This window comes from Nocardia coubleae NBRC 108252 (assembly GCF_001612805.1).
GTDB lineage: Bacteria > Actinomycetota > Actinomycetes > Mycobacteriales > Mycobacteriaceae > Nocardia > Nocardia coubleae.
Window position 1 is genome coordinate 401,023 of the sequence record NZ_BDBD01000004.1, and the last position, 23,783, is coordinate 424,805.

General features: G+C 69.3%; 24 protein-coding genes. 8 read left to right on the top strand and 16 right to left on the bottom strand.

Annotated elements, in window-relative coordinates:
- Position 1: 1 nt before the first annotated feature.
- Both NCO8_RS03700 and NCO8_RS03705 read right to left on the bottom strand, forming a co-directional pair.
- Positions 2-586: a biotin transporter BioY gene (locus NCO8_RS03700; protein WP_174550288.1), complete on the bottom strand. Its 585-nt coding sequence runs from the start codon at positions 584-586 to the stop codon at positions 2-4.
- A 63-nt stretch (positions 587-649) separates the two neighbouring features.
- The gene (locus NCO8_RS03705) at positions 650-1,558 is read right to left on the bottom strand and encodes a hydrogen peroxide-inducible genes activator (protein ID WP_067636290.1); all 909 of its coding nucleotides are present in this window, start codon (positions 1,556-1,558) and stop codon (positions 650-652) included.
- 109 nt (positions 1,559-1,667) lie between these two features.
- Between NCO8_RS03705 and NCO8_RS03710 the strand changes: the two genes are divergently transcribed.
- From NCO8_RS03710 to NCO8_RS03720, 3 genes are all read left to right on the top strand, one after another.
- Positions 1,668-2,255: a peroxiredoxin gene (locus tag NCO8_RS03710; RefSeq protein WP_067493007.1), complete on the top strand. Its 588-nt coding sequence runs from the start codon at positions 1,668-1,670 to the stop codon at positions 2,253-2,255.
- Between the two features lie 44 nt (positions 2,256-2,299).
- Entirely contained in the window at positions 2,300-2,839 is a 540-nt protein-coding gene (gene ahpD / locus NCO8_RS03715; RefSeq protein ID WP_067636292.1) for an alkylhydroperoxidase, AhpD family, read from the top strand.
- Between the two features lie 120 nt (positions 2,840-2,959).
- Positions 2,960-3,661, top strand: a complete 702-nt coding sequence (locus NCO8_RS03720) for a PhzF family phenazine biosynthesis protein (RefSeq protein WP_067636294.1) — start codon at positions 2,960-2,962, stop codon at positions 3,659-3,661.
- Between the two features lie 13 nt (positions 3,662-3,674).
- Here the strand turns inward: NCO8_RS03720 and NCO8_RS03725 are convergent, their stop codons facing one another.
- Positions 3,675-4,418: an RskA family anti-sigma factor gene (locus NCO8_RS03725; RefSeq protein ID WP_067636296.1), complete on the bottom strand. Its 744-nt coding sequence runs from the start codon at positions 4,416-4,418 to the stop codon at positions 3,675-3,677.
- A gap of 180 nt (positions 4,419-4,598) precedes the next feature.
- Here NCO8_RS03725 and NCO8_RS31030 point away from each other — a divergent pair, with 180 nt between their 5' ends.
- Complete coding sequence (locus NCO8_RS31030; RefSeq protein ID WP_157104757.1) at positions 4,599-4,748, top strand: hypothetical protein; 150 nt, start codon at positions 4,599-4,601, stop codon at positions 4,746-4,748.
- Between the two features lie 126 nt (positions 4,749-4,874).
- Entirely contained in the window at positions 4,875-5,141 is a 267-nt protein-coding gene (locus NCO8_RS03735; RefSeq protein ID WP_157104758.1) for a hypothetical protein, read from the top strand.
- A 226-nt stretch (positions 5,142-5,367) separates the two neighbouring features.
- On the opposite strand, the gene NCO8_RS03740 is transcribed toward NCO8_RS03735, so the two are convergent.
- Entirely contained in the window at positions 5,368-5,946 is a 579-nt protein-coding gene (locus NCO8_RS03740) for a DUF5134 domain-containing protein (RefSeq protein WP_067636301.1), read from the bottom strand.
- A gap of 102 nt (positions 5,947-6,048) precedes the next feature.
- On the opposite strand from NCO8_RS03740, the gene NCO8_RS03745 reads away from it, so the two are divergent.
- Entirely contained in the window at positions 6,049-6,546 is a 498-nt protein-coding gene (locus NCO8_RS03745; RefSeq protein WP_067636303.1) for a GNAT family N-acetyltransferase, read from the top strand.
- Here the strand turns inward: NCO8_RS03745 and NCO8_RS03750 are convergent.
- The 5 genes from NCO8_RS03750 to NCO8_RS03765 all read right to left on the bottom strand — a co-directional run bounded on the left by NCO8_RS03750 (position 6,533) and on the right by NCO8_RS03765 (position 11,375).
- The gene (locus NCO8_RS03750) at positions 6,533-7,870 is read right to left on the bottom strand and encodes a vWA domain-containing protein (RefSeq protein ID WP_210740561.1); all 1,338 of its coding nucleotides are present in this window, start codon (positions 7,868-7,870) and stop codon (positions 6,533-6,535) included. The two genes, NCO8_RS03745 and NCO8_RS03750, sit on opposite strands and share 14 nt — an antisense overlap.
- Before the next feature lie 42 nt (positions 7,871-7,912).
- Entirely contained in the window at positions 7,913-8,344 is a 432-nt protein-coding gene (locus NCO8_RS32100) for a hypothetical protein (protein ID WP_210740560.1), read from the bottom strand.
- 2 nt (positions 8,345-8,346) lie between these two features.
- The gene (locus tag NCO8_RS03755; protein ID WP_067636305.1) at positions 8,347-9,405 is read right to left on the bottom strand and encodes an AAA family ATPase; all 1,059 of its coding nucleotides are present in this window, start codon (positions 9,403-9,405) and stop codon (positions 8,347-8,349) included.
- Between the two features lie 94 nt (positions 9,406-9,499).
- Positions 9,500-10,723, bottom strand: coding sequence for an aminotransferase family protein (locus NCO8_RS03760; RefSeq protein WP_067636307.1), 1,224 nt, complete (start codon positions 10,721-10,723; stop codon positions 9,500-9,502).
- 10 nt (positions 10,724-10,733) lie between these two features.
- Complete coding sequence (locus tag NCO8_RS03765) at positions 10,734-11,375, bottom strand: Pr6Pr family membrane protein (protein WP_067636309.1); 642 nt, start codon at positions 11,373-11,375, stop codon at positions 10,734-10,736.
- Between the two features lie 189 nt (positions 11,376-11,564).
- Between NCO8_RS03765 and hrpA the strand changes: the two genes are divergently transcribed.
- A complete protein-coding gene (gene hrpA, locus NCO8_RS03770; RefSeq protein WP_067636685.1) occupies positions 11,565-15,917 on the top strand; it encodes an ATP-dependent RNA helicase HrpA in 4,353 nt (1,450 codons plus the stop codon).
- 80 nt (positions 15,918-15,997) lie between these two features.
- Here the strand turns inward: hrpA and nrdR are convergent, their stop codons facing one another.
- The 3 genes from nrdR to NCO8_RS03785 form a co-directional block, all read right to left on the bottom strand.
- Positions 15,998-16,465: a transcriptional regulator NrdR gene (nrdR, locus tag NCO8_RS03775; RefSeq protein WP_067492770.1), complete on the bottom strand. Its 468-nt coding sequence runs from the start codon at positions 16,463-16,465 to the stop codon at positions 15,998-16,000.
- Between the two features lie 65 nt (positions 16,466-16,530).
- On the bottom strand, positions 16,531-17,748 hold the full coding sequence (locus tag NCO8_RS03780) for a hypothetical protein (RefSeq protein ID WP_084456565.1): 1,218 nt from the start codon (positions 17,746-17,748) through the stop codon (positions 16,531-16,533).
- Positions 17,749-17,814: 66 nt separating this feature from the next.
- A complete protein-coding gene (locus NCO8_RS03785) occupies positions 17,815-18,516 on the bottom strand; it encodes a hypothetical protein (protein ID WP_157104759.1) in 702 nt (233 codons plus the stop codon).
- A 227-nt stretch (positions 18,517-18,743) separates the two neighbouring features.
- Between NCO8_RS03785 and lexA the strand changes: the two genes are divergently transcribed.
- Positions 18,744-19,463 carry a transcriptional repressor LexA gene (lexA, locus tag NCO8_RS03790; RefSeq protein ID WP_181696961.1) on the top strand — a complete coding sequence of 240 codons (720 nt, stop codon included), beginning with the start codon at positions 18,744-18,746 and terminating at the stop codon, positions 19,461-19,463.
- 2 nt (positions 19,464-19,465) lie between these two features.
- On the opposite strand, the gene NCO8_RS03795 is transcribed toward lexA, so the two are convergent.
- From NCO8_RS03795 to dapF, 4 genes are all read right to left on the bottom strand, one after another.
- Positions 19,466-20,206 carry a pirin family protein gene (locus NCO8_RS03795; protein ID WP_084456470.1) on the bottom strand — a complete coding sequence of 247 codons (741 nt, stop codon included), beginning with the start codon at positions 20,204-20,206 and terminating at the stop codon, positions 19,466-19,468.
- 94 nt (positions 20,207-20,300) lie between these two features.
- Positions 20,301-21,173: a lysophospholipid acyltransferase family protein gene (locus NCO8_RS03800; protein WP_067636315.1), complete on the bottom strand. Its 873-nt coding sequence runs from the start codon at positions 21,171-21,173 to the stop codon at positions 20,301-20,303.
- 88 nt (positions 21,174-21,261) lie between these two features.
- On the bottom strand, positions 21,262-22,692 hold the full coding sequence (hflX, locus tag NCO8_RS03805) for a GTPase HflX (RefSeq protein ID WP_243749802.1): 1,431 nt from the start codon (positions 22,690-22,692) through the stop codon (positions 21,262-21,264).
- Between the two features lie 163 nt (positions 22,693-22,855).
- Positions 22,856-23,746, bottom strand: coding sequence for a diaminopimelate epimerase (dapF, locus tag NCO8_RS03810; protein WP_067636689.1), 891 nt, complete (start codon positions 23,744-23,746; stop codon positions 22,856-22,858).
- Positions 23,747-23,783 lie beyond the last annotated feature (37 nt).

The following is a 23,783-nucleotide window of genomic DNA, read 5'->3' on the forward strand; positions in this document are numbered from 1 at the left end:
CTCACGCGCGGATCAGCCCCGGATACGCCCGGTGCACACCCTTGGCGACCACCGTCGCGATGACGACCTTGGCCAGGTCGCCGGGCAGGAACGCGAAGTTGCTCGAGATCGCGGCCCACAGACCCAGTTCGGTGCGGACCAGCAGGCCCGCGGTGCCGAAGAGGTAGATGACCACGATGCCGCCGAGTGCGTTGATCAGCAGACCGAGCACGAGCGGGTATCTCGGCAGGATTCGCGCGGTAAGCCAGCCGATCAGCAGGGTCGCCGGGATCCACCCGATCAGGTAGCCCGCGGTCGGCGAGGCCAGCGCGGTCAGGCCGGTGCGTCCGCCCGAGAGCAGCGGCAGACCGATCAGGGTGAGCGCGATGAACACCGCCACCGCCGTGACCCCCTTGCGCGCGCCGAGGACGGCACCGGTCAGGATCACCCCGAGCGTCTGCAGGGTGATCGGGACGCCGCTGAATCCGACCGTGATCGCGCCGGGCAAGCCGAGGGCGGCGATCAGCGCGGCGAACACCGCGATCTGCGCCAGGTCGCGGGCGGCGAAGCGGCCGGTGCGCGTGGGGGCGTGCTGAGGGTCGGGCACTGTTCGGACTTCCTTTGCACAAGCAATTGAACGACGTTCAAAATAGCAGTCGAGCTGGGCGGCTCAGAAGGGCCGCTTCGAGCGGATCACCGCCGCCAGGTACTCGTAGTCGTCGGCCCGGGCCGAGGACGCGCGGTAGGCGAGGCCGATCGTGCGGCCCGGCGCGGGATCGGCGAACCGTGCGGTCTCGAGGGTGCCGCGCGCGGTTTCGGCCGGTACCGCCATCTCGGGGATGAGCGTCACTCCGAGCCCGCCCGCCACGCACTGCACCACGGTGGTCAGCGAGGCGGCCCGGGTGTCACCGACCGAACCCGGATGCACTTCGGCGGTTCGGCACAGTTCGAGTGTCTGATCGCGCAGGCAATGCCCCTCGTCGAGCAACAACAGGGGCAGGTCGGCGAGGACCGGCGCGGCCAGATCGGTGCGCCCGGCCAGCTCGTGCCCGCGCGGCGTCACGAGCACGAATTCCTCGGAGTAGAGCGGGATTTCGACCAGACCGGGCGCCTCGCTCGGCAACGCGAGCACCGCCACGTCGAGCACACCGGTGCGCAGGCCGTCGAGCAGGCGGGCGGTCTGGTCCTCCACCACCTGGGGCACCAGGTTGGGCAGTTTGCGGCGCAGCTCGGGCAGCAGACCCGGCAGCACATACGGGGCGACGGTCGGGATGATGCCCAACCGCAGCACGCCACCGAGGCTGTCGCCGGTCGCCGAGGCGACGAAACGGTCGGCCGCCTCGAGCGTGGCCATCGCCTGCGGCAGCAGCCGCATCCCGGCGGCGGTGACCAGCACCCGGCGCGTGCTGCGCTCGATCAGCTGCAGGCCGAGGCCGTTTTCCAGTGATGCCAGTGCCTGCGATAACGTGGGTTGGCTCACAGCCAAACGCGCTGCGGCAGTGCCGAAATGCCGGTATTCGGCGACGGCGACGAACGCACGCAGCTGCGAGAGGGTTGGCTGATAAGTCTGATCAGTCACGCCTATCAGTGTAGAACGAGCGATCGGCTTTACCTTTCAGTAGGCTTTGGGCAAGATCTTTGCGGGCTCACACGACGAGCACGACCACACCATCAACGAGGAGATGAGCATGGCTCTGCTGACCATTGGCGACCAGTTCCCGGCATACAACCTCAAGGCCGTCATCGGAGGTGACCTGTCGAAGGTCGACGCGCAGCAGCCCGACGATTACTTCACCCAGATCACCAGCGACGACCACGCGGGCAAGTGGCGGGTCGTGTTCTTCTGGCCCAAGGACTTCACCTTCGTCTGCCCCACCGAGATCGCGGCGTTCGGCAAGCTGAACGACGAGTTCGCCGACCGCGACACCCAGGTGCTCGGCGCCTCGGTGGACAACGAGTTCGTGCACTTCCAGTGGCGTGCGCAGCACGAGGATCTCAAGACCCTCCCCTTCCCGATGCTGTCGGACCTCAAGCGTGAACTGGCCACCGCCACCGGCGTGCTCAACGCCGACGGTGTCGCCGACCGCGCCACCTTCATCGTCGACCCGAACAACGAGATCCAGTTCGTCTCGGTGACCGCCGGTTCCGTCGGCCGCAACGTCGACGAGGTGCTGCGCGTGCTCGACGCGCTGCAGTCCGACGAGCTGTGCGCCTGCAACTGGAAGAAGGGCGACCCGACCATCAACGCGGGCGAGTTGCTCTCCGCCAGCGTCTGATCCACCCTTCTCCACCCGATCCCCCTGACAGGAGCGCCTTTTCCATGAGCATCGAGAACCTGAAGAACTCTCTTCCCGAGTACGCCAAGGACCTCAAGCTCAACTTGTCCTCGATTTCGCGCACCACCGTGCTGAACGAACAGCAGCTGTGGGGCACTCTGCTCGCCGCCGCGGCCGCCACCCGTTCGGCCACCACGCTGCGCGAGATCGCCGAGGAAGCCGCCGACGTGCTGTCCGCCGAAGCCTACGAGGCCGCGCTGGGTGCCGCATCGATCATGGGCATGAACAATGTGTTCTACCGGGGCAAGGCGTTCCTGGACGGCAAGTACGACGATCTGCGCGCGGGTCTGCGGATGAACATCATCGGCAACCCGGGCGTGGAGAAGGCCGATTTCGAACTGTGGTCGTTCGCGGTCTCCTCCATCAACGGCTGCGCGCACTGCCTCGATTCGCACGAGAAGACGCTGCGTGAGGCCGGTGTCTCGCGTGAGGTGATCTTCGAGTCGCTGCGTGCGGCGGCGATCGTGGCCGGTGTCGGCCAGGCAGTCGCTTCCACCGAGGCGCTGGCCGCGGCCGCCGTCTGATCCGCTCGTCGCACGACCCCGATCCGCGTGCCGGGTCGGGGTCGTTCGCGTTCGCGCGCGTGACGCGGCGCGAGAACCGCCCGGACGGCGGTGTTGATCTTGCGCGGTAGGCTCGCGAGCATGAACGCACACGATGTGCCGGAAGCCCCTGACGTCCAGGTCGAGGTCGTCCGCGTGTTCACCGATCCGACGGGCAGGCTCGGCAATGCGCTCGGCATCGCTCGCGCGGGCGATGTCGTCGCGCTCGACAAACAGGAACTCGCCGCGCGGCTGGGATTCAGCGAGACCACGGTGGTCGGGGAACCTGTCGACGGTGTCGCCGACGTCCGGATCTACACCCCGGCCGTCGAACTGCCCTTCGCCGGGCACCCCACCGTGGGCACCGGATGGTGGATGGCCGCGCGCGGCACCCCCGTGCACACGCTGAACGTGCCGGCGGGCCCGGTTCGGGTGACGGAGACCGACGGGCTCACCTGGATCACCGCCCGCGCCGAATGGGCACCGGATTTCACCTTCCACCAGGCCGGTTCACTCGACGAACTGGCCATGCTCCGCGCCTCGGACTACACCGAGGGCCAGCACTACGTGTGGACGTGGACCGACGAATCGCGCGGTGCCGTTCGCTCCCGGATGTTCGCGCCCGCCATGGGCATCGCCGAGGACGAGGCGACCGGCGCGGCCGCCGTCGCCCTCACCGCCAAGCTACGGCGCGGGCTGGTCATCACCCAGGGGCAGGGGTCCCAGCTCTACACCGAGTGGGATTCCGACGGCTGGGTGCGCCTGGGCGGACGGGTCGTCGAAGACCACGTGGTGGTGCTCTGATTCCGGTTCGCCGCTAACTCCCGAAGCGGGGCAACCACGGCGGCCTGCCGGTCCGGGCACCGCGTCTGCCCGGGCCGTCGATCGCGGCCAGGATGCGCTGTTCCAGATTGCGGGGCGGGGGCTGTCGATCGTCGGCGGCCAGTTGGGCCAGCAGCTCGTGCACTCCGCCGACTCTGGCGTCGAACTGGGCGAGGCCGGTAGTGGTCGTGGTGGCCAGCTTGTTCTCGATGTGGTGATGCTCGAGTTCGGCGACGGCGTCGAGGGCGTAGGCGTCGGCGAGGGCGAGGACCGAACCGGGCGGGGTCCAGGGGCGGCGCGCGGCGACGCGGACGAGACGCTGGTGGGCGAGGCGTTCGATGCCCTCGGCCAGCAGACGGGTGACGGCCGGGACGCGCATGCCCAGTTCCCGGGCGATCGAACGGTAGGTGCGGCCACCGTAGTAGGCGAGGACGAAGACTTCGCAGCGGCTGTCGAGCGGGTCGAAACCGAGCCGGGCCGAGGCGGCCAGCCAGGGGATATCGATGCGGTCGTTGCGGTCCAGGCGCAGGCGCTGGATGGCGAGGCGGTGGACCTGGGCCAGGAGTCTGGTGTGCAGGGTCGGCGTGTACCGGATGCCGGTCGCGTCGGGTGTCTCGAAGTGGGGTGGGTCGGCGAGGGGGTCGGTGACATCGAAGTGCGCACCGTCCGGGTGACCGGCGAAGTCGAGACACCCGGCGAGTGGACCCGCACCGTCCATCGAACCCACGCCGTCGAACATGATCGCGTCACCCGACTGACCTGAGTCATCCAGTCCGCCCGCGTGGTCCCCGCGACCCGTGTGTGCCGTTCGGCCCGCTCGGCTGTGGGGGTCCATCTCACTGTCTCGGCGTGCGAAACCGAGCCGTGGGTCGTGCAGCGCCGCGTAGTCGAGGCGACCGGAGTCGTCGAGGCGACCCCTGTGGTCGTATCCCTCCGAGTGGTCGCCTGCGTGGTCGCGTCGGCCCGCTCGATCCAGTCGGCCTTCGTCGTCGAGCCGACCCACCCGGTCGTGCGGCCCCTCGAATCTCGGCTCATGGCCGAGGCCGCCGATGTCCCCGAGGTGACCTGAACAGCCGTCGCGGCCCTCGTGGTCGCGCCGGCCCGCACGAGACGTCATATCCGAGTGCCCGAGAAGATCCGAACGGTCGAACCCGTTCGAATTGCCGAACCCGCCCGCACAGTCGAGGCCTCCCGCATGATCGCGTCCGGTCGAGTGATCCCGCCGGCCGGCATCGTCGCGGCGGTCAGCGTTACCCGGGCGGTCCACGTGGTCGACGCCGCCGGCGCGGTCGGGGTGGCCCCCGAGGTCGGTGCGTGGTTCGTTCGCGACGAATGCCGAACGGCCCCACGGCGTGGCGAGGTCATGGCGCGCAGCACCGGCCGGGGTATGGCCGTTGCCCTCGGTGATCCACGGACTCGCGGCGATGCGCTGGAACCCTTCGCGGACAACCTCTTCCGCTGATCCCCTCCTGCGCAGGATCCGCAGGGCGAGTCCGTAGGCGGCAGGGCCCGCGTCGCGGTAGAGCGCACGCACCACCTCGCGGTCGGCGGCGGCCGGCCGGATTTCCGGTGGGGGCGTACCGAATCCCCGACGCCCGGGTGACATGCCTGAAACGCGTTGTCCACTCATAGTCGAATTCCTGTCCGCACAAAGGCGATTCGCAGCCCGGACGGTTGTGGATCGGTATTCACCCGCCGACAGCGGCGATCACCATGAATGCCGTCCCGATATCCATCACCACATGAGGTACCAAGGCCGAGGTCAGGGGGTGTGTGCCTGCCGGATGGGCGAAGCGGTGCCAGCGCGGCCGGTGACCGACGGTGCCGAGCGCGACGAGCGCGTCGAGCACGAACAGCGCCGCCAGCACCAGCGCGGGCCCGGGCGGGATCCCGGTGTGACCGGATCCGTGCCCGGCCATGGCGTAGAGCATCACCGCCGCCGCCACCGTGTGATATCCCAGCGCGAGCACCCCGTCGGCCGTCGGCACCGCCCCGTTGCGCCACTGCACGACCCGCTCGGTGAGCAGCAACGCGAAGGCCACCGTGAGCGCGGTCAGCAAACCGCGTATCGCATGCGGGTCGGTGGCGGCCGGGAACACCAACATGGCCAGCATCACCAGGCACATCAGCAGGTGCGCACCGTCGGCCGCCGCGTCCGCCCGGACCGCGCGCCTGCTTAACCGCACGACAACGATCCCGGCCGCCAGCACGAACGCCGACACCACGGCCCACCGCAAAACCGCATAGTCCTCCACGAATTCGGCCACGCCCCACCACCTTCGGCTCGCCCCTCGTCCTCATAGTCGCATCGCCCACCCCGGCCGTGTGCCGTTTTCCCGCGTCATTTCCGCCCCGGGCACAATGGACCGATGCACGACACCACCCGGGCGGAGCAGCTCACCCTCGCCGTCGACGACCTCACCGGCGAGCAGATCACCACCCTGCTCACCGAGCACCACACCGAAATGGCGGGCAACTCTCCCGCGTGCAGCATGCACGCCCTCGACCTGACCGGCTTGCGCGATCCGGCGGTCACCGTGTGGAGCGCGTGGTCGGGGCCGGTGCTTGTCGGCTGCGGTGCCCTGAAGGAGCTGGATCCCGAGCACGGCGAGATCAAGTCCATGCGGACCGCCGCCGGATTCACCGGTCGCGGTGTCGCCGCCGCGGTGCTCGCCCACCTGATCGCGGAGGCCGAGCGGCGCGGATACCGGCGCCTGAGCTTGGAAACCGGGACGAGCGAGTTCTTCGCCCCGGCCCGGCGCCTGTATCTGCGGCACGGCTTCGTCGAATGCGAGCCGTTCGCCGACTACACCCTCGACCCGTACAGCCAGTTCTTCACCCTCGAACTGCCCGTCACCGGATCCTGAACACCGGGCCTTTCGGGGTGAAGGGCAGGGACGTGCCCGCGGGGATCAGGAAGGCGTGTTCGCCGCGGATGCGTAACGGGTCGCAGTCGCCGTCGGTAATGACGAGAATCGGGCCGTCGGCCGGGAAGTCCTCGGCGCGTTCGAGGAGCCGGACGGCAGGTTGCAGCACCGTGCCGCCCCGGCCGCGCACGCGCATTCCGGCGGCGATGTCCTCCACCGCGACGTACCCCGCGTCGTAGGGTGCCGCGTCGCAGTAGACGACACGAGCGCGTGGCACGTCCCTGGCCAGCGCGTACGAGGCGATGGCGCCCAGACCCTTGCCGAGCAGGGTGACGTTCATCGACAGCGAGGTATCGAGCACCACACCGAAGGTCGGTAGGCGAACGTTCTCCTCCGGTCGCACCCACGCCGGGCGCGGGATGTCGGGGGTGGCCGCCTGTCTGCGGGAGGCGCGGGCGTAGCTGCGGCGTTTGTCGACGGTTGGTATGTGCTCGTCGAACCATCGGGCCAGCCGCGCGTCCCAGGGCAGCGGTGGCTGATCGAGCGCGCGAATGGCCTGCTCCAACGCGGCCGGGACGTGTCCGCGACCGCTGTTCGTGTGGTAGGCCAGTCCGGTGACCAACGCGTTGCGGTAGTACTCGTCGAGGTCGACATAGCGGCCCGCGCTGCCGGGATGCGCCAGGGGTTCGCCGAGTACATCGCCGCGTCCGCGACCGCGCAGGGTGGCGAGCTTGCGTAACCGGCGCAGATCGCCGGCGATGCGGTCGTAGATCTCCTCGGCCGAACACCCTTTCAGTTCCGGGTCGTAGAGCAGTCCTTCGGGCATCTGCCCGACATTCATCTCCACCAGCCAGCCGTTGACGACGTAATCGCAGGCGACATTGAACAGGTAGTGGTCGCGCCAGTCCGCCCGTTCGCCGTGGCGCAGGGCCGCGTGCAGCATCTCGTGCGCGAGCACGAACCGCCATTCCTCCTCACTCAGCCCGGCATAGGGATTCACATAGATCTCGGCGGCGTCGGCGTTCACCGCGGCGATCGAGATATCCGCGGCCCGAACCACTTCCACATCGGCGACCACGGTCATCCCGGCGGCGAGCGCACCGAGTAGCGGGAACGACGAGACGAACCAGCCGAGGGCCGCGTCCCACTGGGTACGCGGCCGCTTCCCGTCGGGTGTGTGGTCGCCACCGGCCGTGGCCAGGGCGGCACGGGCGGCGTCGGACACCCCCGCCGCGAACCGGGCAGGCGCGTCGACGCGGGCCGCCGTCTCGGCGTCGGTGAGCAGGAAGTCGGGAGGTCCCGTGCGCGCGAACGCGTCCGGCACCGCGGTATCGTGCCAGCGCGCCGCGGCGGCGTGCTCGTCGGCCTAGGCGGGCGGCACGGGGTCGGGCGGGGTGCCGATCTTCATCGTCGCCAGATAGGTGTCGACAGCGGCGCAGCACGCGGCGCGGTACACCGGATGCGGTGCGCGCACCCGCGAGGAGAACCACGGGTCGTCGCTGGGCAGCCCGATGATGTTGGTGGGCACCGTATTACGCGGATCGAGGTGCCCGAATCCGGCGTGCAGCAGGCAATGCGCGAAGGTCCACGCCCATTCCTGCGCCGTGGCACGCCGATTCGGGTGGTACTCGAGACGGCCGCCCGCCAGCCGTGCCCACATCTCGTGCGGTGCGCGCTTGTCCGACTGGTAGAGCTGACCGGCCAGCGGGCGCAACGCCGGGTGGGCGCGCACGATCGCCCACCCGTCCTGAACAGCCTGGTACCACGGGTCGATCCGGCGAGTCTTTCGCGCACCCATGCTCAGCGCCGCGCGGCCAGTCGCGGCAGGTCACGCGACACCTCGATGAGGAACCACGACGGCAGCACCGGCACGCCCTCGGCATCGGCGGCGATCACCAACTGCGCGCATTCCACCGAGATCTCAGCCAGCTCCACCAGCAGCGACTTGGCGCGCAACACGAACCGGCGCACCGAGGCGGAGGTGTGCTCGCGGTCGCCGGGCAGTTCCTTCACGAGGCGGGCCCGCATCGTCTCGGCCAGGAAGTACAGCAGGTCGCGGTCGGCCGGATCGCGCGGCCAGGCGGCATCGCCCTTGAAGACGGCGTCGAGGTCGAAGGCGTGGCGCACCGTCTTGACGAAGGCGCGGAAGCCGGAGGCGTGGCCGAGGGTGAGAGTGCCGGTCGCCAGCACATTCAGCGTGGTGTCGTCGATGTCGTCGCCGCAGGAGTACAGCGCGTCGGAGAGCATGTGCCACCCACGCGGGGTGGAGAAGGGCGCCTCGGTTTTGGGCGGTGCCGACCACAGGTGGTCGGGGCGCTGGGTGAGGTAGCGGATCACCCACGGATGGATGTCGTTGACCGCCGCCCATTTCAGCCAGTCGTCCACGTCGGCGCGCAGATGCAGGTGCACCATGCGGTTGACCAGCGCCGAGGCCATCGGGCGGGCCAGCGCGTTGTCGGTGGCCCGGTTGCCCGCCCCGATCACCACCGACCCCTCGGGCAGTTCGTAGGTGCCGATGCGCCGATCCAGGATCAGGGAGTAGAACGACTTCTGCACCTCGGGCGAGGCGGCGTTGAGTTCGTCGAGGAACAGGCAGTAGGGCTGGGCGCGGGCGATCAGTTCCGGCGGCGCGAACCGGCTGCGGCCGTCCACGATCTGGGGCACCCCGATGAGGTCCTCGGGCGCGAGCTGGGTGCCGAGCAGGGTGACACAGTCGAGGCCGAGCGAGTCGGCGAAGGTGCGCACCAGCGAGCTCTTCCCGATTCCCGGTGCGCCCCAGAGGAATACGGGCCGTACCACGGCGACATGCAGCAGTAGCTCCGGTAGCTGGTCCGGTGTCACCGTGACGGATGCCTGCAACGTGGTTCCCTCCCCTGTCTTCGTCGGAGCAGGAGAGTATCGGGCGGATCGCCCGGCCCGCCAGCGAGTTTCGCGGACGGGCCGGTGCGGCGCATCAGCCCAGGGCGCGCGAAAACCCTTCGGCGAGTTCGGCCACCTGGGCGTCGGTCATCACGAAGGACGGGGAGATCTGCATGGCGCCCGCTCCGGCAGCACGACCCGAAATCCCCTGGGCACGAAGGGCTTTCACCAAGCCTGGGCCTTCGGAGGGGTCGGTCAGCTGGACGGCCGCCACCGCACCGAGACCGCTGCGGACCTCCGCCACGCGCGGGTGATCGGCCAACGGGGCCAGGGCGGTGTGCAGGGTGGTCTCGAGCCGGGCCGCTTCCTCGAGCAGACCCTCACGTTCGACGATGGCGAGGTTGGCCAGCGCCGCCGCGGCCGCACCGGCGTGCCCGCCGTAGGTGTACCCGTGCCGGAACCACACACCGCCTGCGTAGAAAGGCTCGGCCAGGTGCGGGGCGATGAAAACCGCACCCATCGGCAGATAGCCGGAGGTGAGGCCCTTGGCGGTGGTCATCAGATCGGGGCGCAGGTCGAAGCGGGTGGAGGCGAACCAGGAGCCGCCGATCCGCCCGAAGCCGGTGACCACCTCGTCGGCGACGAACAGGATGTCGTGGTCGCGGCAGATCTGGCGCACCTCGGCCAGGTATCCCTCGGGCGGCAGGTACACCCCACCGGCACCGATGATCGGCTCGCAGAAGAACGCCGCGATCCGTTCCGCGCCGACGTCCTCGATCAGCGCGAGCAAGGCCTTGGCGTCGTTCCATTCGACGGTGCGGGTGTCCTCGACCAGGACGCCGTAGCCCTCCTTGTTCGGGGTCAGACCGCCGAGCGAGGTGCTCGCGTAGTGCATGCCGTGGTAGGCCAGGCGTCGCCCGACCAGGATCTTCTTGTCGGCGCGGCCCTGTTCGTGCCAGTAGCGCCGCGCCAGTTTCGCGGCGGTCTCCACCGAGTCCGAACCACCGGAGGTGAAGAAGATCTTGCTACCGGGTACGGGCGCGATGGCCGACAGCTTCTCGGCGAGCTCCTGGGTGGCGGGCTCGGTGAGGTCACCGAAGTTCGAGTAGTGGGCGATGGTGCGCAACTGCTCGGCGACCGCGTCGGCGATCTCCCCGCGACCGTGACCCACATTGGCGAACCACAGACCCGCGGTGGCGTCGAGGTACCGGTTGCCCTCGGTGTCGTAGACGTAGGCACCGTCACCTCGAGCGACAACGAACGCACCGTCACGAGTGACGGCACCCATATCGGCGAATCCATGCCAGAGCGCATTCATGGCTCCACACTTACACCGGCTCGCCCTCGCGCGCTCGTCGGGCCCTCCACCACGCGGGCATGTCACCCAGCGACGCCATGGCAACCGCGAGCACCGCGAACACGATGCTCAGCACGATCAGGCCGAGCGTCATCGACAGGTAGCCCTGGTGGCGCGGATCGATGAACGGGTACGGGTACCAGTCGACGATCGGGCCGCGGATCAGCGTGTAGGCACCGTAGAGCAGCGGGAAGATCAGCCACTTCCCCACCAGTTCCGGTGTCGCCGCCGGCCGTCGCGCCATGGCCACCAGCAGCCAGTCCGCGACAAGGACGAGCGGCAGGTACCGGTGCATGATGTCGTTGATCCACTTGTCGGTGAGCATCACGTCGATATTGGCGAGCAGGACCGCGTACACCACCATCGTGATGAGCATGTACAGCGTCACCGCGCCGCGCACCACCTGCCAGCCGGGTCCCTGCGGCGCGAGCAGGCCACCCACGAGCAGGACGAGCACGGCCAGGATGTTGGACTCGATGGTGAAGTAACTGAAGTAGTTCGCGATCGAGAATGTCGGCGAGTCCAGGTTGCGCAGGGGAATCCACAGCAGGGCGACGAGACCGAGCACTCCGAAACCGATCCGGTATGCCCTGATCCACCACGCCGTGCGCACCGAGCCCCTCCTCCCTCCGGGCACTCCTTCGTCGCACCCTCCGGTCAGTCCAGAGGCGGGGACGCGCCGAGACCGGTGCTTAGTCATGCCGCATCTTCGCATGAGATGTCGGTGATCCGGGTGCAGCACGCCGCCGTCGACGGGCGCGCCGGAAAACCGGTGGCGTGCTTCGCTAGGCTGGTAGACGCAATGACCAGGACAGCTAGCACCGGAACCCGCGCGCTGCGCACCCGCCTGGCGGAGGTCTCGCTGCGCGACGAACATCGGCTCCGGCGCAAACTGGACCGGGCGCGCCCCGACGACCTGCCCGCGCTGGACGCCGAGATCGCCACCGCCGAGACCCGCGTGGCGAATCGCCGCGCGGCGGTCCCGTCGATCACCTACCCCGAACAGCTGCCGGTCTCGGCGCGCCGCGACGACATCGCCGCCGCCATCGCCGCCAACCAGGTCGTCATCGTCGCCGGTGAGACCGGCTCGGGCAAGACCACCCAGATCCCCAAGATCTGCCTGGAACTCGGTCGCGGCATCCGCGGCACCATCGGGCACACCCAGCCGCGCAGGCTGGCCGCGCGCACGGTCGCCGAACGCATCGCCGAGGAGCTGGGCACCGAACTCGGCGACGTGGTCGGGTACACGGTGCGCTTCACCGATCAGGCCTCTGATCGCACGCTGGTCAAGCTGATGACCGACGGCATCCTGCTCGCCGAGATCCAGCGCGACCGGTTGCTGCGCCGCTACGACACGATCATCATCGACGAGGCACACGAGCGCAGCCTCAATATCGACTTCCTGCTCGGCTACCTGAAGCAGTTGCTGCCGAAGCGGCCCGATCTCAAGGTGATCATCACCTCGGCGACCATCGATCCCGAACTGTTCGCCCGCCACTTCGCCGCCGCCGACGGCACCCCGGCCCCCATCGTCGAGGTGTCGGGCCGGTCCTATCCGGTCGAACTCCGTTATCGCCCCCTGTCTTTGGAGCTGCCGGGCACCGACGACGAGGACGACACCCGCGTAGTCGACCGCGACCCGACCGATGCCATCGGCGACGCGGTCACCGAACTGTTCGCCGAGGGCGACGGCGATGTGCTGGTGTTCCTGTCCGGTGAACGCGAGATCCGCGACACCGCCGATTCGCTGCGCGACCTCAGACTGCCGCGGACCGAGATCGTCCCCCTCTACGCGCGTCTGTCGGCAGCCGAACAGCACAAGGTGTTCGCCCCGCACACCGGTCGCCGGGTGGTGCTCGCCACCAACGTGGCCGAGACTTCGCTGACCGTGCCGGGCATCCGGTACGTCATCGACCCGGGTACGGCGCGCATCTCGCGCTATTCGATGCGGACCAAGGTGCAGCGGCTGCCGATCGAACCGGTGTCGCAGGCTTCGGCGCGGCAGCGTTCGGGTCGATGTGGTCGTGTCGCCGACGGCATCTGCATCCGCCTGTACTCCGAGGACGATTTCGAGTCGCGGCCCGCGTTCACCGAACCGGAGATCCTGCGCACCAATCTGGCGGCGGTCATCCTGCAGATGACCGCGCTCGGCCTCGGCGATATCGAGAGCTTCCCGTTCGTGGAGGCCCCCGACCGGCGCGCCATCCGCGACGGCATCGCGCTGCTCGAGGAACTCGGCGCACTCGCCCACGGCAGCTCCAAGGCTGTCGGCAGCGAGGAACAATCGGGTGGGCATCTCACGCTGACCCCGGTCGGCCGGGAGATGGCGCAGTTGCCGGTCGACCCGCGCATGGCCCGCATGCTGGTGGAGGCCAACCGCAACGGCTGTCTCGACGAGGTGCTGGTGATCGTCGCGGCACTGTCGATCCAGGACGTGCGGGAACGGCCCGTGGAGCATCAGCAGGCCGCCGACATCCAGCATGCCCGCTTCACCGTCGACGGTTCGGACTTCCTGGCCTACCTGCGCCTGTGGGACTACTTGACCGAGCAGCGCAAGTCGTTGTCGTCCAACCAGTTCCGCCGCATGTGCCGCGACGAGTTCCTGCACTACCTGCGGATCCGTGAGTGGCAGGACCTGCACGGCCAGCTGCGCACCATCACCCGTGGTCTCGGGTGGGACAGCACGGGCCACCTGCCGTCGGGCGACGGTGCGGAGGTGCCGGACGGTGGCCGACGTCGCGGGCGGGGCAGACCCCAACGCGCCCAGGCGGATTCGACGGCTGCCGGTAGCGCTCTGACGACTTCCCTCGGAGCCGGGACCGCCGGGAACAGCGCCTCGGACGCCGAGGCCTCACCGGCCGAATCACGTGCCCGGACAACGGGTTCCGCGCGGACCGAATCCGGCGTCCGAGGCACGGGCGCCGCCACAGCCGGGGGCAACCGCAGCGGAGCGGGTTCCGGTAGGGACGAGCCGGGGCGGGGTGGCCGCAAGTCGCGTGGCCGTGGGGCCGGGCAGCCACCAGCCGATGGTCGTCGCTCCGGCGCGAAAGACGCTGCGGGGTCCACTGATCCGGCGATCGACGCGGCCGAGGCGGCCATGCCGTGGCCGAGCGCGCAGATCCATCAATCCTTGCTGGCGGGCATGCTCTCGCATCTCGGTGTGCGGGAAGCGGAGTCGCGGGAGTTCCTCGGGGCGCGCAATGCCAAGTTCATGATCTTCCCCGGCTCGTCGCTGGCCAAGAAGCCGCCGCGCTGGGTGATGGCGGCCGAACTGGTGGAGACCTCGCGGCTGTGGGGGCGCATCGCGGCGCGGATCGAACCGGAGTGGGCCGAGCGGCTCGCCGGTGACCTCGTTAAACGCACCTATTCGGAACCGCATTGGTCGGCCAAGCGTGGCGCGGCTCGCGCCTACGAGCGGGCCACGCTCTACGGTGTGCCGCTGGTGACCGGTCGCCCCGTCGACTACGGGCGCATCGATCCGGAGCTGTCGCGTGAACTGTTCATCCGCCATGCCCTCGTGCAGGGTGAATGGCAGACCCGGCACGGGTTCTTCGCCCGCAACCGAGCGCTCGTCGACGATGTCGCCGACCTCGAGCATCGGGCGCGCCGGCGCGACATCCTCGTCGACGACGAGGTGCTGTTCGAGTTCTACGACCAGCGCATTCCCGCCGACATCGTGTCGGTGCGTCATTTCGACTCCTGGTGGCGCAAGGCCGAACGCAAAGACCCAGGGCTGCTGGACTTCTCGACCGACACCGTGGTCAACGCCGGTGCCGCCGCCCTCGACCCCACCGATTTCCCCGATGCCTGGCGTCAGGGGGAACTCTCCTTCCCGCTGACCTATCAGTTCGAGCCGGGCAAGGACGACGACGGTGTCACCGTCCGCATCCCCGTCGAGCAGCTCGCGCACGTGCGCGCGGTGGGCTTCGATTGGCTGGTTCCCGGCATGCGGGAGGAACTCGCGTCCGCCTACATCAAGACGCTGCCTAAGGCGTTGCGCCGCGCGGTGGTTCCCGCGCCCGACTTCGCGTCGGCGGCCCTGCGTGGGCTCACGCCTCGCGCGGAACCGTTGCGGATCGGGTTGGCGCGGGAGCTGTCGCGGCTCGGTTCGGTGACCATCAGCGCAGACGACCTCTCCCCCGCCGCCCTGCCGGACCACCTGCGGATGACCTTCGCCGCCGTCGATCAGAGCGGGCAGGTGCTCGCCAAGAGCAAGAACCTCGCGCAGCTGAAAACCCAGCTGGCCGAACAGGTTTCGGCGTCCGTCGCGCGTGCCACCGCGGGTGCCGAACGCGCGCCCGCCACCGTGTGGACCTCCGAGTCGCTCGGTGCCGTCGCGCCGACGGTGCGACGCGAGGTGGCCGGGCAGACCGTCACCGGCTACCCCGCCCTGGTCCCCGAGGGCGAAGGCGTCGCCGTACGCGTGCTGAGTTCACCCGCCGAACAGGCCGCCGCCATGCGCGCGGGGGTGCGTACCCTGCTGCTCGCCGCCGTCCCGACATCCACCCGTGCCGTCACCGCCGGGCTGTCGGCCGCCGACCGGCTGGCTTTGAGCCAGAACCCCGACGGGTCCCTGGACAAGCTCGTGGAGGACTGCCGCGTCGCCGCCGCCGACGAGCTCATCGCGCGCGCCGGTGGACCGGTGCGCACACCGGAGGAATTCGACAAGCTCGTCGCCGCCGTTCGCCCGAAACTGGCGGGCACGGTCAGCGAACTGATCCGCCTCGTCGCGCCGGTGCTGTCGGCCGCGCATCAGGCCCGCGCCGCACTCGCCGACACCGCCGAGACCGACATAGCCGACGACGTCCGCCACCAACTCGACGACCTGCTGTTCCCCGGCTTCGTCGCCGAATGGGGACGCACCCGCCTGCGCGAACTCCCCCGCTACCTACTCGCCGCCGCCCAGCGCCTCGAATCGCTGCCCGGTTCGGCGGTGCGCGACCGTCAGGGAATGGTGGAGGTCGACCGGATGCTCGCCGCCTACGACAAACTCGTCCGCAGCCTTCCCGACAACCGCCGCAACGCCCGCGATGTCACCGAGATCTGGTGGATGATCGAGGAATTGCGCGTCAGCCTGTTCGCCCAGAAGTTGGGGACCCCGTACCCGGTGTCGACCAAACGCATCGAGAAGGCGATCGCCTCCATCCGCCGTTGACGGGTGCGGCTCGGCGCGGAGAAGTGGGCGAGCCGGCCCCGGGAGACGACGGCAGCGAGCACGGGCGCGGCGACGCGGGTTCAGTCGGTAGCTGCGGTAGCGGCGCGGGCGGCGCGCATCTCGGTGATCTCGCGTTCGAAATCGTCTGCGCTGGTGAAGGATCGGTACACCGAGGCGAAGCGCAGGTAGGCCACTTCGTCGAGATCGCGCAGGGGCCCGAGGATGGCGAGGCCGACCTCGTGGCTGGGAACTTCCGGAGAACCCTTGGCGCGCACCGCGTCCTCGACCTGCTGTGCCAGCAGATTCAGGGCGTCGTCGTCGACCTCGCGGCCCTGGCAGGCACGTCGCACGCCGACGATCACCTTCTCGCGGCTGAACGGCTCGGTGACGCCGCTGCGCTTGACCACCGACAGCACCGCGGTCTCGACGGTGGTGAACCGGCGCCCGCACGACGGGCAGGAACGTCGGCGGCGAATCGCCGTGCCCTCCTCGACTTCCCGCGAGTCGACGACACGCGAGTCGGGGTGACGGCAATACGGGCAATGCATCCGAGGGGTTCCTTCGTCGGTGCGCAGTTCACTTCGCTACTCCATGACTCTTGACAGGATACCGCTCAGGTATGGGTCACCTGCCACTGCGTGGTCAGGTCCGCGATCACGTCCGGTAGCCGCGCGATCAACCGGCCCCGGTCGAGCTTGCCCGGAAACGGCTCGCGGTACACGGCCACGGCCCGCGCGCGGTCGGTGGCCAGGTCGAGGTGGCGGGGCACCAGGTCGGCGGCGAGGTAGGCCCAGCGATCGGCACGGTCGGCCCAGTTGAACGCGGGCAGCGGCATCCGCAGGCCGAGCTTGCTGCCGGGAATCGGCGAGCGCACGGTGGCGGGCGCGTACACACCGGGTGCCCGGGCGCCCGCCAGGGCGGGTTTGCCCGCGACCGTGGTGACGTAAGTGAGCACCCGGCCCAAGCCGCCGCGTCCGGCGGCGGTGGCGTTCCACTGCTCGGGGACGATGTGGTTCTGTTCGCGGTCGGCCATGGTCACCAGCGCCTCGGCGAGGCCGGTGCCGTCGTCGATTCCGGTCCAGGCCGCGCGCATGGCGTCGTCGAGCAGGCCCGCCGCGTGCATCTCGTCGATCGCCGCCATCCCGTCGGCGAGGTAGGCCTCGTGCATCGGCACCAGATCCGTGAAGATGTGGCGCTGCATGATGATCAGCCTGGTCTGGTACCACGCCAGATCATCGGCGGTCAGGCGCGGGCCGAGCAGGGCGAGCGCGGCGATATCGGGCGGTACGGCGGCGACAAGCTCCGGCGGGGTGGCGCGCAGCAGGTCGGCGACGGCCGTGCCGAGTTCGTGGATTCCGGGCACCGACAGCAGAGCGCCGATATCGCCCACGTCGAAGAATCCCGATGCGAACGAGCCGCCCGCGATGCCCGCCAATCCGGCCCAGTAGAAGTCCGGGCGGGCCGCGGCGATGCGGAAGTAGTTCACGTACACGCGGGTGAAGGTGTCCGTGTTGGCTGCCACGCCACGCTCCGGCGCCCAGCCGGCGAGGTCGATGCCCGCGTTGTCGGTGGCGACGACGAGCCAATACTGATGCAGCAGTGTGGAATACCGGCCCGGCGCGATCCCGTCGGCTCTTGCCTGGTCGAGCGCCGTACGTAAGGGCTCGGCACTCAGGGGCAGCGCAGGATGGATGCCGCCGGCGAATTCACCGTCGTCGTTGACGGCGGGCAGGTCCAGATAGGCGGTGTAGGTGGGTTCGGCTCGGACGAGGGGCGCGGGCGCCACGGCCGGCAGCACACCCAGGAGCAGAACGATCCAAAAGCTGCGCACGTGACCTCGCATCCGTGCCCCGACCGGCCCGCCCGGCAGGGACAATCGTCACGGTAGCAACGTGTTCTAGTTTTGGGGTCGCGTTTCGAACAAGCCGACCTGCGGGTGGTCACCCGGCTGAGAGATTCCGGGCGAGGACTCGGTCCACTCGCCGAAGCTACCCGCCCGCAGATGGGCCAATCCCAAGAACGTCACCACGATCGATGCGGTCACCAGCGCCGTGAGAGCCAGCGCCGCCAAGCCCGCCTGCGCCTGACGCACCCGCACCATCGGATGGGCACCGCGCGCACCGGAACCGACCACTCGCGCGTAGAGCGCCTGCTCCGAGCGCGGCCCACGTAATTCCGGCCCACGATCGGACGCCCGAACACCCGCACGCACCCGCCGGGTCGGCGCTTCGATCGGCGACGGGTCTCCGACGAGCGCCCGGGTGACGGATCGCGATCGCGCCGACTCCCAGCGGGGCACGGTCGCGAACGCGAGATCCACCTCGGCCTCGGTGATGTCGAAGGTCCGCGCACCCCTGGCCCGGAGCTCGGCACCACGAACCACCTCGGCCTCGCGCGAGCGCCGGACCGGCACGGCCGGGGTTTGCGGCGGATGCGGGATGAAACGGGCGGCGACTTCCCGCCGCGCCGCACTGTTGCGGCCCTGTCCGCGCACGAGCGCGAAAGGACGTGGAGCGCGGGCGGTTCGGCGGCGACGCAGCACCGGTTCGGGGACTTCGGCGGGATCGTAGGAACGCAGGGCGCTGATCGCTGTGCTCATCGGAAGAACCTCCGGGGTGGTGTGCTCCGCTGGATGAAAGGGCAGGTGAGGCGACGATGACCGAACCTGTTCGAACACCTGTGCGACGAACTGATGTTCGATTTCTACCACGCGGCGACGCACATGTCAGCACGAAACGCCCGACATGCTCGAACAGATGTTTGATACTTCGGCGTGGCCCGACTAGCGTGAGAGAGGCGAATTCGACAAGCGGAAGGGCGGGACAGGTGACCCACACAGACGACACGGGTGACGAAAGCGCTACCGGCACCGTCACATCGGGATCCGGCGCGGATCTCACCGTGCGTCAGCGCACGGTCCTCGAGGTCATCCGCTCCTCGGTGACCGAACGCGGCTACCCGCCGAGCATCCGCGAGATCGGCGACGCGGTCGGGCTCACCTCCACCTCCTCGGTGGCCCATCAGCTGCGCGCCCTGGAACGCAAGGGCTACCTGCGCCGCGACCCGAACCGGCCGCGCGCGGTGAATGTGCGCGGACTCGACGAAGCGGTGCGCGCGGTCACCACCCTGCCCGCCGAACCCGTGGACGACGTGGCCGATCCGAGCCGCCCCACTCCCACCTTCGTTCCGGTCCTCGGCCGGATCGCCGCCGGTGGGCCGATCCTGGCCGAGCAGGCGGTGGAGGAAGTGTTCCCGCTGCCGCGCGAACTCGTCGGCGACGGGTCGCTGTTCCTGCTCAAGGTGGTCGGCCAGTCGATGGTCGATGCCGCGATCTGCGACGGCGACTGGGTGGTCGTGCGTCAGCAGAACGTCGCCGAGGGCGGCGACATCGTCGCGGCCATGATCGACGGCGAGGCGACCGTGAAGACCTTCAAGCGCACCGGCAAAGACGTGTGGCTGATGCCACACAACCCACATTTCGAACCGATCCCAGGAAACGACGCGCAAATTCTGGGGAAAGTCGTCACCGTCATCCGCAAGGTGTGAGGTCAGCGGCTCGCCGCCGCGTCCATCTCCCAGATCAGCACCTCGGCGGCGGTCGTCGCAGTCACGCGGTGGCCGCCCGTCGCGGTGAGCCGCACGGCGTCGCCCTGCCCGAGTGCACCGTGGTTCTCGTAGTCGACGCTGCCCCGGGCGATGAACACGTGACCGTACGGCGCGTCGGGAACGATGATGCTGTGGCCCGGGTCCAGCCGCGCCACATGGAAAGTGGCGTGGCGGTTGCCGATTCCGATCGCGGCGTCGCCTCGATACCTCGGCATGCCGGAGGCCACCGGCACCAGCGAGTTGCGGCGCAACGCACCGTCGACGTCGAGTTCCTGATAGCTCGGCGGAGTACCGAGGGTGTCCGGTGGGATCCACATCTGCACCACGTGCAGCCGTTCGCGTTCCGTCCAGCCTGCACCGTTGCGTTCGGAGTGCAGGATGCCGCTACCCGCACTCATCCGTTGTGCGAGACCGGGCCGGATCAGCCCCGAGTTGCCCGCCGAATCCTGGTGCACCACTGTGCCTTCCAGCACCCAGGTCAGGATCTCGGTCTCACGGTGCTGATGCGTGTCGAAGCCCTCGCCCGGATCGACGATGTCCTCGTTGTGCACCAGCAGCAGCCCGTGCGCGTAGTCCTCGAGCACGAAATTGCCGGTCACGGGGAACGACTGGCGCGAGTCGAGCCACTCGGTGCGCCAGAACCTGCGGTCCGCGCCCGGAATCACCTGTACCTGTGCCACCATCGACCTCGCCTCTCACTATGCGGACCTTGGTCCGTATAGCGCGTAACGCGAGGTGAGCGGTGGGTATTCCGCGAACACCCACCGCTCGGCCGGGTCAGAAGGGCAGCGCGCTCCGCAATCGGCCGATCAGGCCGCGGCCGGTATCGCGCTCGCGTTCGGAGAACAGGAACTGCAGTTCCTCCTCCAGGCTTTTCTGCACCACGTCTCGCAGGTCGGCGGCTGCGCTGTCGATGTCTTCGGTGCCGATCCACGGGGTGGGATCGATCGGTGCGCCCGCCGAGTAGTAGAACCGTTCCGGGCGCGGAATCGGGGTCGGTCCGATGCCCTTCACCAGCGGCGGGTTCAGCTCGGGATTGATGCCGAGAAGTTGGCACGTCCACCGCAGCGGCGACATCACCGGATGCTGGCCGTCGAAGACGATGTCGAAGGCATCGTCGATACCGATCATCGCCAACGGCACGATGGGAACGCCGGCCTGGATCGCCATCCGCGCGAACCCGGTGCGGCCCTCCCACTTGAGCACATACTTCTCCCCCTTGCGGCGGATCGCCTCACGACCGCCACCGGGGAACACCACCACCGCCTCACCGCGCTCGAGCAGCGCGAGGCAGTTCGACCTGGTACCGCGTACGGCACCGAAACGGTGCAGGATCTCCCGCACCCCCGGCACCATCAGCACATGCTCGGCCAGGCCACGCACCAGCCGCCCCCGTTCCCGCAGGACCGCGGGCATCAGCAGCGGCGCATCGATGCCGCCGAGCAGGTTGTGGTTGGCCACGATCAGCACCGGGCCCTCGGCCGGAATGTTCTCCAAACCGTAGAAGCGTGGGCTGGCCCAGGCACGCACCGGTGCGAACACCGCCTCGAAGGCCCGGATCTCCCACTCGCTCGGCGCCGGATTCAACGGCGCACCATCACTGAGAACGTGGTCGCCCTGCTCGACTTCGTTCTTCTGGTCGTTCGACATAACACCCTCCTGCTGTCGACAATCGACCATAGCGCGGCGAATATGGCTGTGTCGCATCGGTGTCGGCCGCAAACGCGCGGCAACCCGGCTATCGACCAGCCGACTCCGCAGGCCCGGAATGGGCGAATTCCGACAGGGCCGCCGCCAGCGCGTGTGGCACCCGAGCGCGCACGCGGGTGCCGCCCTCCTCGTGGTCGGAGGAGATGATCCGGCCGTCGGCGTGGATGCGGGCGAGCAGGTCGCCCCGGCTGTAGGGCAGCAGCACACTGATGTCGACATCGAGCCCGCCGAGTACCTCGGAGAGGCGTTCGCGCAGCTCCTCGATGCCCGCGCCGGTGCGGGCCGACACGAACGCGGCGCCCGGCAGCAGCCCGCGCAGGCGGGTGAGCTCGTCGGGGTCGGCGGCGTCGATCTTGTTGACCACCAGCAGTTCCGGCGGAGCCGCCGTACCCTGCTCCTTGATCACGTCGGTGATGACCTCGCGCACCGCGCGGATCTGCTCGAGCGGCAACGGGTCGGACCCGTCGACCACGTGCAGCAGCAGGTCGGCGCCGGTGACCTCTTCCAGGGTGGACCGGAACGCCTCGACCAGCTGGGTGGGCAGGTGCCGGACGAAGCCGACGGTGTCGGTGAACACCATCTCGCGACCGTCGTCGAGCGCGGCCCGGCGGGTGGTCGGGTCGAGGGTGGCGAACAGCGCGTCCTGCACCAGCAGGCCCGCACCGGTCAGGGAGTTCATCAGGCTGGACTTGCCCGCGTTGGTGTAGCCGACGATGGCCACCGACGGCACCCCGCTGGCGCTGCGGCGCGCGCGCATGGTGTCGCGTGCGGTCTTCATCTCGCGAATCTCGCGGCGCAACTTGGCCATTCGCTCACGGATGCGGCGGCGGTCGGTTTCGATCTTGGTCTCACCGGGACCACGCAGACCGACACCGCCGTTGGAACCGGCCCGACCACCGGCCTGCCGCGACATCGACTCACCCCAACCACGCAGCCGCGGCAGCATGTATTCCATCTGGGCGAGTGCGACCTGGGCCTTGCCCTCGCGGGAGGTGGCGTGCTGGGCGAAGATGTCGAGGATCAGCGCGGTGCGGTCGATGACCTTCACCTTCACGACCTTCTCCAGCGCGGTGAGCTGGGCGGGGGTGAGTTCACCGTCGCAGATCACGGTGTCGGCGCCGGTGTCGAGGACGACGGTGCGCAGTTCCTCGGCCTTGCCGGAGCCGATGTAGGTGGCCGGGTCGGGCTTGTCGCGGCGCTGGATGAGGCCTTCGAGGACCTCCGAACCCGCGGTCTCGGCCAGTGCGGCCAGCTCGACCATGCTCGCCTCGGCCTGCGCGGCGCTGCCGGTGGTCCACACACCGACGAGCACGACCCGTTCCAGGCGCAGCTGGCGGTATTCGACCTCGGTGATGTCGGTGAGCTCGGTGGACAGCCCCGCGACGCGACGCAGCGAGGTGCGTTCGTCGAGCTGCATCTCACCGACGGTCGGTTCGGGTGACCAGCCCGGGCGCTGCATCCGCGCCGCGTGGCGGGCCAGCGCGTCGTCGACGTCGCCGCGGTCGGCGGCCACGTCGGCATCGGCCGCGGTGGTGTCGCGGTCCGATGTGGTGTCTGAGGGTACTTCTGGTTTCGTCATACGCCTTCCATGCTGCCACGTCACAGTGACACGGCGCATCCGGTTATCCCTGGGCTTGCGCGTTCCACCAGTCGCGCGACAGTGTGCCCGCGGCGAGCAGGACCGAGGGGCCGCGCATCCAGGCGCGCCCGTTGTCGATGGTGACGCGCACCTGCCCACCCGGTACGCGCACGGTGACCTCGCCCCGACCCGACCCGACCGGCACTCCGGCGGCGGTCAGCGCGGCGGCCGCGGCGGCGACGGTTCCGGTTCCGCAGGAACGGGTCTCGCCGACACCGCGCTCGTAGACGCGCATGTCGACGGCGTTGTCGGGACCCAGCGCGGTGAGGATCTCGACATTGACGCCGTGCGGGAACAGGTCGGGGTCGAAGCCGGGCGACACGCTGAGGTCGAGCTTGGCAAGCGCGTCGGCGGTCAGGCTCTCGTCGACGCAGGCCAGGTGCGGATTGCCCACATCGATGCCGATTCCGGACAGTGCCCAGCCGGCCAGGGTCGCGGTGGAGCTGCCGAGCTCACGCACGGCGCCCATGTCGACGGTGATCTCGCCGTCGACGGGGCCCGCAGTGTGCACCTCGACGGGTCGTCCGCCCGCGCGGCTGCCGACCACGTACTCGGTGCGGGTTTCCAGGCCGGTGGCGTTGAGGTAGTGGGCGAACACGCGGGTGCCGTTGCCGCACATCTCGGCGATCGACCCGTCGGCGTTGCGGTAGTCCATGAACCAGTCGTCGGCGGCGACACCGTCGGGCAGGGTGTCGAGCACGCCCGCTTCGCGCAGGGCGCCCGCCTTGGCCACGCGCAGCACACCGTCGGCGCCGAGGCCGCGACGGCGGTCGCACAGGGCGGCGACGCGGTCGGCGTTCAGGTCGAGACGCACCTCGAGGTCGGGCAGCACCACGAAGTCGTTCTGGGTGCCGTGGCCCTTGCTGAATTCGATGTCGGACACGTCCGCCATTGTCCCCTGTGCGGGCGCC

Coding starts and splice junctions, on each gene's coding strand:
- NCO8_RS03735 (WP_157104758.1), top strand. CDS start 4,875: ATGATCGCGTCCGGTCGAGTGATCCCGCCGGCCGGCATCGTCGCGGCG.
- NCO8_RS03710 (WP_067493007.1), top strand. CDS start 1,668: ATGGCTCTGCTGACCATTGGCGACCAGTTCCCGGCATACAACCTCAAG.
- NCO8_RS03745 (WP_067636303.1), top strand. CDS start 6,049: ATGCACGACACCACCCGGGCGGAGCAGCTCACCCTCGCCGTCGACGAC.
- nrdR (WP_067492770.1), bottom strand. CDS start 16,465: ATGCATTGCCCGTATTGCCGTCACCCCGACTCGCGTGTCGTCGACTCG.
- NCO8_RS03720 (WP_067636294.1), top strand. CDS start 2,960: ATGAACGCACACGATGTGCCGGAAGCCCCTGACGTCCAGGTCGAGGTC.
- NCO8_RS03760 (WP_067636307.1), bottom strand. CDS start 10,723: ATGAATGCGCTCTGGCATGGATTCGCCGATATGGGTGCCGTCACTCGT.
- NCO8_RS03795 (WP_084456470.1), bottom strand. CDS start 20,206: ATGGTGGCACAGGTACAGGTGATTCCGGGCGCGGACCGCAGGTTCTGG.
- NCO8_RS32100 (WP_210740560.1), bottom strand. CDS start 8,344: ATGGGTGCGCGAAAGACTCGCCGGATCGACCCGTGGTACCAGGCTGTT.
- NCO8_RS03800 (WP_067636315.1), bottom strand. CDS start 21,173: ATGTCGAACGACCAGAAGAACGAAGTCGAGCAGGGCGACCACGTTCTC.
- hrpA (WP_067636685.1), top strand. CDS start 11,565: ATGACCAGGACAGCTAGCACCGGAACCCGCGCGCTGCGCACCCGCCTG.
- NCO8_RS03725 (WP_067636296.1), bottom strand. CDS start 4,418: ATGTTCGACGGCGTGGGTTCGATGGACGGTGCGGGTCCACTCGCCGGG.
- hflX (WP_243749802.1), bottom strand. CDS start 22,692: ATGCAGCGCCCGGGCTGGTCACCCGAACCGACCGTCGGTGAGATGCAG.
- ahpD (WP_067636292.1), top strand. CDS start 2,300: ATGAGCATCGAGAACCTGAAGAACTCTCTTCCCGAGTACGCCAAGGAC.
- NCO8_RS03785 (WP_157104759.1), bottom strand. CDS start 18,516: ATGAGCACAGCGATCAGCGCCCTGCGTTCCTACGATCCCGCCGAAGTC.